Annotated in this window: 4 protein-coding genes; 1 reads left to right on the forward strand and 3 read right to left on the reverse strand. The window is 69.0% G+C overall.

The genetic code is table 11. The features are described from left to right. Nucleotides 1–29: 29 nt before the first annotated feature. The 3 genes from O3I_RS22580 to O3I_RS22590 form a co-directional block, all read right to left on the reverse strand. Nucleotides 30–6548 (reverse strand): type I polyketide synthase, encoded by a 6519-nt coding sequence (locus O3I_RS22580; protein WP_014985297.1) that lies wholly within the window; start codon nucleotides 6546–6548, stop codon nucleotides 30–32. Between the two features lie 93 nt (nucleotides 6549–6641). Next, nucleotides 6642–7610, reverse strand: coding sequence for an AfsA-related hotdog domain-containing protein (locus O3I_RS22585; RefSeq protein ID WP_014985298.1), 969 nt, complete (start codon nucleotides 7608–7610; stop codon nucleotides 6642–6644). A 23-nt stretch (nucleotides 7611–7633) separates the two neighbouring features. Next, nucleotides 7634–10771: a type I polyketide synthase gene (locus O3I_RS22590; RefSeq protein WP_014985299.1), complete on the reverse strand. Its 3138-nt coding sequence runs from the start codon at nucleotides 10769–10771 to the stop codon at nucleotides 7634–7636. Nucleotides 10772–11503: 732 nt separating this feature from the next. Here O3I_RS22590 and hutH point away from each other — a divergent pair. Continuing rightward, nucleotides 11504–13075, forward strand: coding sequence for a histidine ammonia-lyase (hutH, locus tag O3I_RS22595; protein WP_014985300.1), 1572 nt, complete (start codon nucleotides 11504–11506; stop codon nucleotides 13073–13075). The last annotated feature ends 166 nt before the right edge of the window (nucleotides 13076–13241 follow it).

A 13241-nucleotide genomic window follows, 5' to 3' on the forward strand; every position in this document is an offset into this window, starting at 1 on the left:
AGATCCTCGATATCGATCGGTGCGGTGGATCAGACGTAGCCGGTGGGGCGGGCCTGATCGATGAATTCGAAGAGTTCGGCGTCGTCGGCGGTGTCCAGATCGAAGCCGGAGCCGTTGTCCCCCTGCAGGCTTCGAATGATCTCGGTCAATTGTGCGGCGACCACGGCCACGTCCGCGCGCTCCAGCGCCACCCCGTCGCACAGGCCCGAGAGCCGGTCCACGTGTGCGACGATCCGGTCCAGCGGGTTTTCGACCGGAGCGATCTCCGCGGCGATATAAGTCGCCAGGGCGGCGGGTGTCGGGTAGTCGAACACCACCGTCGTCGCCAACTTCACCCCCGTCGCACCCTGCAACCGATTGCGGAACTCCACCGCACCCAACGAATCGAAACCCAAATCCTTGAAAACATCATCAGCACCCACCCCGTCCACCGACCCGAACCCCAACACCGCCGCCGCATGCGAACGCACCACCTCTAAAACCACCCGACACTGCTCCACCACATCCAAACCCGACAAACGAGCCACCAGCGCCGATGTCTGTCCGGCCGCCGCATCCGCCGCCCTGCGCCGCTGGCGCACGATTCCGCCGAGTATCGACGGCACTGTTTCCCGTTGCTGCATGGCCGCGGCGTCGATGCGCGACGCCACCACGTAGTTGTGCCCGGAATCGATCGCCACGTCCAGCATGGCCGCACCGTCCTCGGCGGTGATCGGCATGAAACCGCTCGCCCGCAATCGGTTTCGGCCCTGGTCGGTCAGTGTCCCGGTGATCCCGGTCGCCTGCTCCCAGAGACCCCAGGCGATCGAGGTCGCGACCAGTCCGCGGCGGCGTCGATACAGCGCGAGCGCGTCCAGAAAGGCGTTGGCCGCGGCGTAATTCGATTGGCCGGGCGCGCCGACGGTGCCCGCGATCGAGGAGAACAGCACGAACATCGACAGCGGCAGATCCTGCACCGCCTCGTGCAACTGCCATGCCGCAACGGCTTTCGCCGCGAGCACGTTGGCCACGCGGTCGGCGTCGAGATCGGTGAACAGACCGTCGTCGACCACACCTGCCGCGTGCACCACGCCTGTCAGTGCGGGGCCGAGACCGGAGACCATCGCGCGCACCGCGGCACCGTCGGAGAGATCGCATGCCACCACTTCCACCGCCGCACCGGCAGCGGTCAATTCAGCCACCAGTTCCGTGGCTCCGTCGGCGGCGGTACCGCGCCGTGACGCGAGCGTCAGATGCCGAACCCCGTGCCGCGCCACCAGATGCCGCGCCACCGTCGCGCCCAAACCTCCGGTCCCGCCGGTGATCAGCACCGTGCCGTCCCGATTCAACGGTCGCGGCACCGTCAACACGTTCTTACCGATATGCCGCGCCTGCGACAGCAACCGGAACGCCTCCGGTGCTCGGCGCACATCCCAGCGGGCGGTCGGAAGTGGTTGCAATACACCGGTTTCGAAGAGGACGAGCAGTTCTTCCAAGATGTGCTGCAGGCGACGGGCGGGCAGATCCATCAGCAGAAAGGCCTCGTATCGCACGCCCGGGTACTCGGCGGCGATCTGCTCCGGATCCCGCACATCGGTCAACCCCATCTCCAAAAACCGACCACCCCGCGGCAACAACCGCAACGAAGCATCAACAAACTCCCCCGCCAACGAATCCAACACCACATCCATACCCGCACCACCGGTCCGCGCCAAAAACTTCGCCTCGAAATCCAACGACCGCGAATCACCAAACCACTCATCACCAAAACCCAACTCCCGCAACACCGGCCACTTCCCCTCCGACGCGGTAACAAACACCTCCGCCCCGACCCACCGCGCCAACTGCACCGCCGCCAAACCCACCCCACCAGTCCCCGCATGCACCAACACCCGCTCCCCAGCCCCCAACCCACCCAACTCCACCAACGCGTGATACGCCGTCGCAAACACCACCGGCACCGCAGCAGCCTCCGCAAAACCCCAACCAGACGGAACCCGCACCAGTGACGCTTGATCGGTCACCACCGTGGAGCCGACTCCGGGGAACAACCCCATCACTCGATCACCGGGCACGAACCGGGTCACCCCCGGTCCGATGGCCGTCACCACACCCGCGCCTTCGCTACCGAGCGGCATGCCCTCGATCGGATACATCCCCAACGCGATCAGCACATCCCGGAAGTTGATCCCGGCCGCGCGGAGTTCGACACTCACCGCGCCCGCCGCCGGCACTGCCGCGTCGTCGTCCGCTTCGAGAATCAGGTTGTCGCCGTTCAGTGTGCCCTTGTCCGATACCGCCAATCGCCACGGTGCGCCCGCGCCGGCCAGCTGCGCCCCGCTCGTGGTGTTCGCGCCCACCCGCTCCAAGAGCGGCTGGTGGACGATCCCGCGCCGCACCGCTGCCTGCGGGACACCCGCCGCCAGTACCGCGGCCACCGCCGACCGCCGCTCGGCCACGACGGCCGCCGGCGCTCGCTCGTCCGTGGTAGCGGCCAAGTCCAGCAGGACAATGCGGTTTTCGTGCTCGTTCTGCGCACTCCGCAGCAGTCCCCAGACCGCGGCCCGCGCCGGATCGATATCCGCACCACCATCGACGGCGACGCCGCCGTGGGTGACGACGACAACGGTGGAAGACGCGAAATCTGTTGCGCCCAAGAGCCATTGCACGCGTGCCAGGACGCCGGACACACCGGTGTGCAGGTCGGCGATCGGTTCCGCCTGCCGTACCGGCGGGCAGGTGAGCACGACAACGTCTCGCCCGGAATCGTTGTACCGCTCCAGTTCCCACGGCACGCCCGCGGGGTCGGCCGCCACCGGATCCGGCAGTGTGGTCCACCTACCGCTGTCCGCGCTGTCGAGCGGTGGCATCGCGACCCAGTGCACTTCGAACAGCGCATCGGTGACCGTCCCGGCCGGCCCGATCAACGCATCGGCCGAGACCTCCCGCACGGTCAGCCCCTCGACGTGCGCGACCAGTCCGCCTGCCGGATCGACCAGCGTCAACTCCATCCGGTCGCCCGTCCGCGCCACGCGCACCCGCACCGTGGACGCCCCCTCCGCCGCCAGTGCCGCCCCTTCCCACAGGAAGGGCAACCGCACCCGGGGATCCGCATCGCCGGAGTCCAACTCCCCCACCAGCGACACGTGCAGCGCCGCATCCAGCAAGGCCGGATGCAGTCCGAAGCCGCCGGTATCCGCCGACCCGCGCTCGGGCAACACCACCTCGCCGAACAGCTCGTCGCCGCGTCGCCAGACCGAGCGCACGCCCTGGAACGCCGGCCCGTAGCCGTACCCCGCCGCGGCCAGCGATTCGTACACGTGCTCGGTGTCCACCGCCACCGCACCTGCCGGTGGCCACACCCGCAGGTCCGCACCCGTGTCGGGCCGCACGGCAACCGAATCCAGGACACCGGTCGCGTGACAGACCCACTCACCCAGCTCTGCTGTCTCGGTCCGCGAGTACACCCCGAGTCGCCATTCCCCTGCCGTCTCCCCCTCGGTTACCCGCACTTGCACCTGCATCGCACGGTCGCCGATCACCAACGGCGACAACAGCACCAGTTCACCCACCCGTTCCGCGCCCACGTGCCCCGCCGCGCACCAGGCCATCTCGACAAAAGCCGCCCCCGGCAGCAGGATTCGGCCACCGACGGCGTGGTCGGCCAGCCAGCCGTGCGATGCCGACGACACCCGGCCCGACAACAGCACACCGCCGCCGTCGGCAACGCCGGTCACCATGCCCAGCAGCGGGTGTGCCACCGCACCGGCGCCGAACCGCCGGGGGTCGCTCGAACCGTTCCCCGCGGCAACCCAATAGGTCGTGTGGTCGAAGGCGTAAGTAGGTAACTCGACTGTCTGTGCGCCGGTTCCGGCGAACAGCTCCGCCCAGTGGACAGGAGTGCCGCGGCCGTGCGCCACGGCCACCGCGCTCAGCAGCGCACCGGGTTCGGATCGCTGCGCGCGCAGGGCGGGAACGGCGACGAAGTCCGGCGCGTCGTCCGCACCGGCATCCTCCGCCAGCGTGGCGGCGACCAAACCGGTCACCGCGGCGGACGGGCCGAGTTCCAGCAATGTGGCTCCGGCCCTGGCGAATTCGGCGGCGGCCGCGACACCGGCGGAGAAGCGCACCGGGGCACTCACGTGCCGTACCCAATAGCCGGGGTCACACAACTCATCCGACGTCGCTATGCGCCCGGTCACGTTCGACACGACCGGCAGGACCGGTTCGTGATACGCCAGTTCGGCACAGACGGCGGCGAAATCGTCGAGCATCGGTGTCAGCAGCGGTGAATGGAACGCGTGACTCACTCGAAGTCTCGTAGTCTTCGCACCGCCCGCACGCAGACCCGCGGCGATCTGCTCGACCACCGCCTCGACGCCCGAGATCACCACGGAATCCGGCGCATTCACCGCGGCGATACTCACCTCGCCCGCTCGGCCGGACAGCAGCGGCGTGACGACCTCCTCGCCGACGGTCACCGAGATCATCGCGCCACCGGCGGGCAGCGCGGCCATCAGCGTGCCGCGCGCGGCCACCAGGCGTACCGCATCCGGCAGCGACCACACGCCCGCCGCGCACGCCGCGGCGATCTCGCCGATCGAATGACCCAGCACGACATCGGGATCCACACCCCACGCGCGCAACAGTGCGAACATCGACAGCTCGACGGCGAACAGCCCGGCCTGCGTGAAGTCGGTCCGGTCCAGCAGCGCCGCGTCGGCGCTGCCGGCGGCGGCGAACACCACGGCGCGCAGCGACCGCGGCAGCAAAGGCTCGAAGAGGTCACAGATCTCGTCGAACCGCGCCCGATAGGCCGGGAAGGCGTCGTAGAGTTCGCGCCCCATCTCGGGCCGCTGTGCGCCCTGCCCGGAGAACACGAACACCGTCTTGCCCTTGATCGCACCGCCGCCCACCAGCACGGAGGGCACGTCCGCGCCGTCTGCCAGATCGGCCAGTCCGCCAAGCAATTCGGCACGACCGCGCCCCACCACGATCGCGCGATACGGATGGCGGGCGCGCGTGCGTACGAGAGACAAGCCGATATCCACGGGATCGAGGTCGGGCTGTTCGCGCATCCACTGCGACAGCCGGCGCGCCTGGCCGAGCAACGCGTCCCGGCTCTTCGCCGAGACCACCCACGGAATCACGGTCGGCACAACGCGTTCCGGCGCTGGCCCGGCTGTCTCGACGGGCGCCTGTTCCAAGACAAGGTGCGCGTTGGTACCGCTGATCCCGTATGAGGACACCGCGGCGCGGCGCGGCTGCCCGGTCGCGGGCCACTCGCGCGCGGTGGCGATCAACTCGACCTGGCCGCTGTCCCAATCGATATGCGAACTCGGAGTGTCCGCGTGCAGGGTGGGCGGTACAACGCCGTGGCGCAGGGCCTCGACCATCTTGATCACGCCCGCCACGCCGGCGGCGGCCAGGCTGTGCCCGATATTCGATTTCACCGAACCGAGCAGCAGCGGTTCGCCCGCCCGATCACGGCCGTAGGTGGCGAGCAGGGCCGTGGCCTCGATCGGATCGCCCAGCGCGGTGCCGGTGCCGTGTGCCTCCAGCACGTCGACGTCGCGGGCGCTCAGTCGCGCGTCCGACAGCGCCGCTGCGATGACCCGTTGCTGGGCCGGCCCGCTCGGCGCGGTCAGGCCGTTGCTGGCGCCGTCCTGGTTCACCGCCGAGCCACGGATCAGGGCCAGCACCCGGCGTCCGTTGCGGCGTGCGTCGGACAGCCGCTCGAGCACGAGCATGCCGACGCCCTCGGCGACGCTGAAGCCGTCGGCGTTGTCCGCGAAGGATTTACACCGGCCGTCCGGCGCCAGCGCGCCCATCGCACAGAACTCGATGTAGTCGGCGAGCCCGGTGATCACGGTCGCTCCACCGGCCAGTGCCAGCGCGGTCTCACCGCGGCGCAACGACTGCACCGCCTGGTGCATGGCGACCAGTGACGACGAGCACGCCGTGTCCACCGTGACCGCCGGACCCGCCAAGCCCAGGGTGTACGCGATCCGCCCGGTGGCGACGCTGCAGGTGTTGCCGGTCATGACCATGCCGTGCAGCGCGGCCATGTCGTCGGGTTCGCGTCGATGCGTGGGCGCGATGACCCCGGCGAACACACCGGTCGCGGTGCCGGACAGCGTCGTGGGATCGATGCCCGCGTGTTCGATTGCCGCCCAAGTGACTTCGAGCAGCTGACGCTGCTGTGGGTCCATCGCCCTGGCCTCGCGCGGTGAGATCCCGAAGAACGCGGCGTCGAAATCGCCTGGGCCGGTGAGGAACCCGCCGCTGCGGATGTAGAGCGAGCCTTTGTTGTCGCGGTCCGGGTGGTAAGCCGACTCGATGTCCCAGCCGCGATCGACGGGGAACTCGGTGATCATGTCCCGCCCTTCGAGGGTTGCCCGGAACAGATCGGCGGGATTGTCGATACCGCCGGGGAACCGGCAGCCCATGCCCACGATCGCGATCGGCTCCTGCGCCCGGGATTCCAGATCGCGCACCCGCTGCCGCGTCTGCTGCAGGTCGATCGCGGCCCGTTTGAGGTATCGCCGAAGGTCGGATTCGGTTGCCATCGTTGTTCGCCTTCCTGCGTGCCGGGGCGCGGTGCCGACGCGACGGACGCCACGGTTCCCGAGATCCTGTGCTGTCGAATGTGTTTGCGTGCCTCAGCGGGAGCCCGGGTAGGGCGACAGCTCGATCCGGCCGCGCGCGATCTGCTTGCCGCACTGATGGAAGCCGACGACGACCTCCGTGCCGTCCAGAGCGACGCCCGCGCCGGATTCCGTGCTGCACGTCACGAGTGCGTCCAGCTCGGCGAAACCGGTGAACTCGACCTCGGCGGCGACTACGGCCACCGGGGTATCCGGGTCGGCGCTCGCCAGAATCGCCGCCTGCCGGAAAGCCTCGAGCAGCAGCGGGCCGGGCACGTGATCGTAGGGGTGATCGAAGAACGAAGGGTGGCTCTGGTCCACGATCAGCACCAGGTCCGCATCGGGAGCCGTCGTCGCCAGCACCACATTGCGGTGGTCGCGGCGGCCGACCAGACCCGGCGCGAGCGGCGTACCGGCGCCGGTGCTGTCCGGCTCCGGCGCAGCGCGTTCGGCGCGCTGGACCACGCGCAGACCGTCGTAGGCGTCGCGGGTGAATACGACGCCGCCACCCCGGACGGTCATCGCCAAGGCGGTATCGATCGTCAGAGTCGCCTCGAACGCGGTGTCGACGAAATAGTCTCCCGGCCTGCCCTGCTCGGAGCGGATCCGCACGATGCCCTCGAGCGGCGTTCGCCGGTCGTCCCGGAATGCGCTGAGATCCTCCACGCAGCACGCCAGACGTTGCAGGCTCAGCGGCGAATCCGGGGGTACCTGCGCATAGCGCTGCCCGACGACGAGCATGGCCTGCCGGATCGCTTCGACGGTGGACAGCGGATCGTGATAGTCGACGGTGCGGTCGAACCACAGCGAATGGGCCCGCGGCAGTTGGATGGCCGCGAGGAACTCGTCGGCCCCCACCTGCGCGGTGTCCGTGACGAACACCTCGCCGAGCGCCCGCCGGTGCGCGAGCGCGCGGGGCACGGTCTGTTCGAAGGTGAGGCCGTCGCGCGGCGGGACCGAGCCCGTCGCCAGATTCTTCGTCATGGCTGTTCTTTCTCGGCGCGCTCTCATACGGCTATCGCGGTGGTCGGTTGCCGCTGCGGCAATTCGATGGCGGCAGCGAGCAATTCGGCGATGCCGCGGGGCGTCGGATGACGGAAGAGATCCTCGACCGACAGCGTGGTTCCGGCGGCCTCGTTGATCCGGCTGCGGAATTCCAGGACCGACAGCGACGTGAGCCCGAGGTCCAGCACCGTCGCGTCGATATCCATCTCGGTGTCGTACAGACCCACCAGGATTTCGCGCAGTTGCGCCTCGACCACGGTGCACAGGTGCCGCGACCACTGCGCGGGCGGCAGTGCGGACAGCTGCGCTCGAACCGGCGCGAGCTGGGTCGCGGATGGCGCCTCCGGGACCGGGTCGACACCGAACGCGACTGTAGCCGTGGTCGTTTCGGGCACGAGGGCGCTGCGCAGCCAATAGTGCCGGCGCTGGAACGCGTAGGTGGGCAGATCCACCGTGCGCGAGGCCCGGCCGGCGAAGACCGCGCCCCAATCCACGAATGTGCCACGAACCCACGCGCCCGCAACGGCTCTGAGGAATCCGTCGCTCGCGCCGTCGGCGGAGCGCAGCATCGGCACCGCGGTACACCGCGCTTCGCCGATGGACTCGTAGCTCATGTCCGACAACACCGTGCCCGGTCCCACCTCGATCAGCGTGGTCACGCCCGCGGTGAGCAGATGGTTCAGCCCGGCGTGGAAGCGAACCGGGTCGCGCGCCTGGCGCAACCAGTAGTCGACCGAGCCCAGCTCCGCCGTCGACGCGGGTGCACCGGTCACGGTGGAAAGCACCGGAATCGACGCACTCCCGCGTCGCGCGTTCGCGACGACGCGCCCGAAATCGGCCAGCATCGCGTCGACGTGCGGCGAGTGGAACGCCCGATCGGTCCGGAGCCGCTGCACCCGGCGTCCGCGCTCGCGCCACTCGCGCGCGAGGGTCAGCACCGCCGCCTCGCCGCCCGAGATCACCGTGGCGTTCGGCCCGTTGCACGCCGCCACCGCCACGTCGCCGTCGAACCCGGCCAGCGATTCCACCACCTCGTCGTAGCGGGCCCGCAGCGACACCATGACGCCCGGCGGCAACTGCTGCATCAGCCGCCCGCGCGCCGCGACGATCGTGGCGGCGTCCGGCAGCGTGAAGACCCCGGACACGTGTGCGGCGGCCAACTCACCGATCGAGTGGCCGATCACGAAATCCGGCCGCACACCCCAGGATTCGAGTAGGCGGAACAGCGCCACCTCGACGGCGAACAGTGCGGGCTGGGCGTACTCGGTGCGGTCGAGCAGGTGTTGCCCGGCGGAGCCGAAGACGATTTGCTCCAGCGGCCGGTCGAGCACCGGCGCGAAACTCCGGCACAGTTCCTCGAACGCGGCCGCGTAGACCGGGAATTCGTCATACAGCCGCCGGCCCATGCCGACCCGTTGACTGCCCTGGCCCGGGAACATCATCGCGGTCTTCCCACCGCGATGATGGGTCCGGATCACCGAACTCGAAGCGGCCCCGTCCGCCAGAGCTGCGAGCTGACCGAGCAATTCGGCACGGTCGCGGCCCACCAGCACGGCACGGTGGTCGAACACGGTCCTGGTGGTGGCGAGCGAATAGCCGACTGCCACCGGGTCACTGTCCGGATCGGCCAGCAGCGCGGCATGCAGCCTGGTCGCCTGCGCATCCAGCGCGGCCGCGCTCTTCCCGGACAGCACCCAAGCCAAAGCTGCTGCGGGAGCCGCGCTTTCGGTGGGGAGTTCCGGGCTAGGGTCGGCTGCGACGTATTCTTCGAGGACGACGTGGGCGTTGGTACCGCTGATGCCGAACGAGGACAGGCCCGCCCGCCGTGGGCCCGCGCCCGTTGGCCATGGACGTGCCTGGGTGGCCAGCCTGATCGTGCCTGCCGACCAGTCCGCGTGCGGGCTCGGCGCGTCCACGTGCAGGGTCGGCGGCACCACGCCGTGCCGCAGCGCCGCCACGGTCTTGATCAGTCCGGCCATCCCCGCCGCCGACTGAGTGTGCGCGACATTCGATTTCACCGAGCCGAGCCAGAGCGGACGGCCGGGATCGCGTTGCCTGCCGTAGGTGGCGTGCAACGCCTCGATCTCGATCGGGTCACCGAGCACCGTGCCCGTGCCGTGTCCCTCCACCAGGTCCACCTGATCCGGGCGCACCTGCGCGTCCGCCAAGGCCGCCTGAATCACCTTCTGCTGGGCCACGCCGCTGGGCGCGGTCAAACCATTGGACGCCCCGTCGGAGTTCACCGCGGACCCGCGGATCACCGCGAGCACCGGGTGGCCGTGGCGCTCGGCATCCGAGAGCCGCTCGACGACGACCATGCCGATGCCCTCCCCCCAGCCGGTGCCGTCCGCGCCCGCCGCGAACGCCTTGCAGCGGCCGTCCGCGGCGAGCGCGCGTTGCCGGGAGAAGGTCGCGAAGGCGAAAGGTGTAGCCATCACGGTGACACCGCCGACCAGAGCCAGCGAAATCTGACCCGCCCGCAACGACTGGATCGCCTGGTGCAACGCCACCAACGACGACGAGCAGGCGGTGTCGACGGTGACTGCGGGTCCGTGCAGCCCGAGGAAGTACGCGACCCGCCCCGAGGCCATGGCCGCGACATTGCCGTTCATGAAATACGCTTCGGCGCCGTCCATCGCCGCCGGCGAGCCGAATCCGTAACCCTGACCGGTCATTCCGACGAAGACGCCGGTGTCGCTGCCGCGCAACGACACCGGGTCGATCCGGGCGCGTTCGACCGCCTCCCAGGCCACTTCGAGCACCAGCCGCTGCTGCGGGTCCATCGCCAACGCCTCGCGCGGGCTGACACCGAAGAACCCGGCGTCGAATTCACCGGCACGATCCAGGAAAGCACCGTGGCGGACCGTGGAGGTGGCGAAGTTGTCCGGGTCCGCGTCGAAGAGCGCGTCGAGATCCCAGCCCCGATCGGCCGGGAACTCCGAGACCAGATCCTCGGCCCCGATCACGCTGTCCCACAGTTGTTCCGGCGTGCGCACCCCGGCCGGGAACCGGCACGCCATCCCCGCGATCGCGATCGGCTCCCCGATCCTGGCCCGCAGTTCACGCAGCTGCCGCTGAGTCTCGTGCAGTTCCCGGGCCGCCTTCTTCAGGTATCGGCGTAGTTCAGCTTCGTCGGCCATCGGTCATCCTCATTTCTCGGTCCCGACACACAAGCCGATCTCCAGCTTTTCGCCCACGCTTCTACCCTTACTCAGACGGAGGAGAGGCCAAGAGTTTCGAGCGTTGTTCCAGCGCCACCCGCCCATGGACAATAGGAAAGCTAGCACTCGCTCAGACAACCCGGCAATACCGATCGTCATTTTCGGCACCGGCGATGAACCACTACCAGAGTGCTGTCCAATGCGAATTGCACTCGAACTCCAGCGCGGACAACGATCCTACTTCCTTACGGACCAGACAGAGCGATCAATCAACGAATCCGCCGCCGTTGCATAGTGCCCGACCACTCGCGCCCATCCCGGCCCGCGCTCGAAACACTCGACAATGCTGCGACTTTGCGCATCGGTAGCCGGCCGATCCACTAACGACCTCAGCCGCCCTCACTCATAATTCGGTACGCGTCCAAAATCCATCCTGCAAGTCGCCGTTCCCGAATAGGCCCGCACACCCCCGCACCACAAAATCGCGTACACCACCACCCCCCGGCCAGGTTGAAATAATGACCGATTCCTAAATTTTGTTCAGCGAGTTGACGTTTCCGATTACCGATAAATTATGCCGTCGCGCCCACGGCGCCACACATTCCCGCGAAATAGCACACAGCACGGCCGCATGTCGATGTGAAACACCTCATGACATCGCCGAGTGCACAACCCTCGATCCGAAAGCCGGGAACAGCTGGAATAGTGTTCATGACGATCGGAACCCGGCAGGTGCTGGTAGGCACGACAGCACTGACGCTGGACGACGTGGTCGCGGTGGCGCGCCACGGCGTCCCGGTGGAACTCGATCCGGCTGCGCTGCAACGCTTGACCGAGATCCGCCGACAAGTCGATGAACTGGCCCACGGCACGCGACCGGTCTACGGTGTCACCACCGGCTTCGGAGCGCTGGAGCGGCAGCACATTCCGCCGGAGCGGCGCACCGAGCTACAGCGCTCGTTGATCCGCTCGCATGCCGCAGGGGCGGGCGCACCGGTAGAACCGGAAGTGGTTCGGGCGATGATGCTGCTGCGGCTGCGCACCCTCATGTCCGGTCGCACCGGCGTCCGTCCCGCGACGGCGGTGGCGCTGGCCGCGCTGCTGGACAGCGGACTGATTCCCGTTGTGCCGGAACATGGTTCGCTGGGCGCCTCCGGCGACCTCGCGCCGCTGGCCGCCGTCGCGCTCGCGCTGATGGGCGAGGGATCCGCGCTGAACGCCGACGGCGCGCGGGTCGGGTTCGCCGGGGAACGGCCGATGTCGCAGGCGCTCAGGGACTACGGGCTCACCCCGATCACCCTCGAGGCGAAGGAGGGACTCGCGCTCACCAACGGCACGGACGGCATGCTCGGCATGCTGGTGCTCGCGATCACCGACCTGCACGGGCTCTTCGATCTCGCCGACCTCACCGCCGCCATGAGCGTGGAAGCGTTGCTCGGCACCGACCGGGTCTTCGCGGCCGACCTGCACGCGCTGCGGCCGCACCCCGGCCAGGCGGTCTCGGCCGCCCGCATCCATGCCGCCCTGGCGGGGTCGCAGATCGTGGCGAGCCACCGCGGCGAAGACTGCCCTTACGTACAGGACGCGTACTCGTTGCGTTGCGCGCCACAGGTGCACGGCGCGGCACGGGACACGCTGACGCACGCGGAAGGCGTCGCCGAACGCGAATTGCGTTCGGCGATCGACAATCCCGTGATCCTGGCCGACGGACGGGTGGAGTCGAACGGCAATTTCCACGGCGCACCCGTCGCCTATGTAGCGGACTTCCTGGCCATCGCGGTCGCGGACGTCGCGAGCATTGCCGAGCGGCGCACCGATCGCCTGCTCGACCCGCAGCGCTCCCGCGGCCTACCGGCCTTCCTGGCCGCCGACCCCGGGGTCGACTCCGGCTACATGATCGCCCAGTACACGCAGGCCGGCGTGGTGTCGGAGCTGAAGCGCTGTGCCGCACCGGCGTCGGTCGACTCCATCCCCACCAGCGCTATGCAGGAGGATCACGTGTCGATGGGCTGGGCCGCCGCGCGCAAACTCCGCCGCGCGGTCGACGGACTCAGCACGGTGCTCGCCATCGAATTGCTCACCGCCGCACGTGCTCTCGACTTCCGCGCGCCGTTGCGCCCGGCCCCGGCCACGGCCGCCGCCCGAGACCTGTTGCGCGAGTACGTCCCCGGCCCCGGACCCGATCGCCACCTCGCACCCGAGATCGCGGTGGTCACCGACCTGATCCGCTCGGGCGCGATCGATTTAGGCGTCGCATACGACAAGCCGCCCGACGGAGCGTAGCCAGGGCGGCCTTGTCCGGCGAGCCTCGCGGCACGGCGATACTGCCTTACTCACCTCTGCCCGCCGAGGCCGGCGCCCCAGGTGCGATGCCTGGGGCCGCCTTATTCGAAACCCCAGGCTAGCCCCCTGGACGCGCGGCAACCCGCACCACGGGCCTGCACCGGTC

It is taken from the genome of Nocardia brasiliensis ATCC 700358, assembly GCF_000250675.2.
Lineage (GTDB): Bacteria > Actinomycetota > Actinomycetes > Mycobacteriales > Mycobacteriaceae > Nocardia > Nocardia brasiliensis_B.

What these genes read in the sequence shown, in the direction of transcription:
- hutH (WP_014985300.1), top strand. Translation starts at nt 11,504, where the DNA reads ATGACGATCGGAACCCGGCAGGTGCTGGTAGGCACGACAGCACTGACG.
- O3I_RS22585 (WP_014985298.1), bottom strand. Translation starts at nt 7,610, where the DNA reads ATGACGAAGAATCTGGCGACGGGCTCGGTCCCGCCGCGCGACGGCCTC.
- O3I_RS22590 (WP_014985299.1), bottom strand. Translation starts at nt 10,771, where the DNA reads ATGGCCGACGAAGCTGAACTACGCCGATACCTGAAGAAGGCGGCCCGG.
- O3I_RS22580 (WP_014985297.1), bottom strand. Translation starts at nt 6,548, where the DNA reads ATGGCAACCGAATCCGACCTTCGGCGATACCTCAAACGGGCCGCGATC.